Origin of the sequence: Pseudomonas fragi (assembly GCF_002269505.1) — a bacterium.
Taxonomy (GTDB): Bacteria; Pseudomonadota; Gammaproteobacteria; order Pseudomonadales; family Pseudomonadaceae; genus Aquipseudomonas; species Aquipseudomonas fragi_D.
On the sequence record NZ_NQKQ01000063.1, the window covers coordinates 1 to 1161 of the forward strand.

Annotated in this window: 1 protein-coding gene; it reads right to left on the reverse strand. The window is 63.0% G+C overall.

Features of this window, described 5'->3' with window-relative positions; all coding sequences use genetic code 11:
• On the reverse strand, positions 1-1161 hold a 1161-nt coding region (locus tag CJU81_RS23510; protein ID WP_254924926.1), incomplete at both ends, for an Ig-like domain-containing protein.

Below are 1161 nucleotides of genomic sequence, written 5' to 3' on the forward strand. Positions count from 1 at the left end.
CCAGGGGTGGCTTGGCCGTGCAGGGTCGGGGTGGTGTCGTTGGAGACGCCGCCATCGCTGAGGTTACCGGTAATCGGCGCAACGTTGTCCACCACCTGGGTGATGCTGATGACCACCAGGGTGGTGTCCACCGTAAAGGCAGTGGCAGCACTTGTCGGGCCGGTGTTGCCTGCCGGATCCGTCACGGCGTTGGTAAAGCTGTGGGCACCATCGACCAGCGGAACGGTCGGGGTGTACGTCCAGAGACCTGTTGCATCAGCCGGCACACGAGCGATCTCGACGCCGTTGTCGTAGATGATCACCGTGGCACCCGGTTCAGCGTTGCCGCTGTAGGTCGGGTTGCTGTCGTCGGTGATGTCACCCGAGTTGATGGTGCCGATGACAGTGCCGACGTCATCGGTCAGGGTGTTGGCCGTGGAAGCGCCCGGTGCGGTGATATCCACCGTGATCGGGTACAGACCGGTCGGCGCACTTTCGTTGCCGGCGGCATTGGTGGTGGTCGCGGTGATATTGGTCAAGCCTTCTGGCAGGTCATTGAGCAGGGCTGAGCCCGGGACAGTCCATTGGCCATTTGCTTGTACGGTGGAGGTGCCCAGCAAGACACCGTCGGCATACACATTGACGGTTGTGCCGGGCGCACCGGTGCCGTGGAAGTCTGGACGGGCGTCGTTGGTCAGGCCGCCGGGCATGACGTTGCCAACGATGTTATCAACATCGTCGGTGACGCCGGTGATCGCCGGTGCAGTAGGGGCTCCGCCAGAAATCAGCTCAAAGCCGAACGGGGCGGATGGATCGCTGACGTTGCCGGCCGCGTCCATGGCTTCGACGGTCAGCGTATGGCTGCCATTGTTGAGCGCCGGAACCGGCAAATGGGTCCAGGTGCCGTCTGCTGCGACGGTTTCACGGCCGATTTCTTGGCCGTTGTCGTAGATGATCACGGTGCTGCCAGGTTCGGCAGTACCGCTGATTTGCGGTTGGGCATCGTCGGTGATACTGCCCGCGACGATATTGCCGGTGACAGCGCCCTGATCGTCAAACACGCTGGTGATGGCCGGTGCAGCCGGCGCGGTGGTGTCCACGGTGATGGTGTACGGATCGGATGGCAAGCTGGCATTGCCGGCCGGATCGGTGACGATCAGGGTGAAAGGGTGTGCGCCCTCA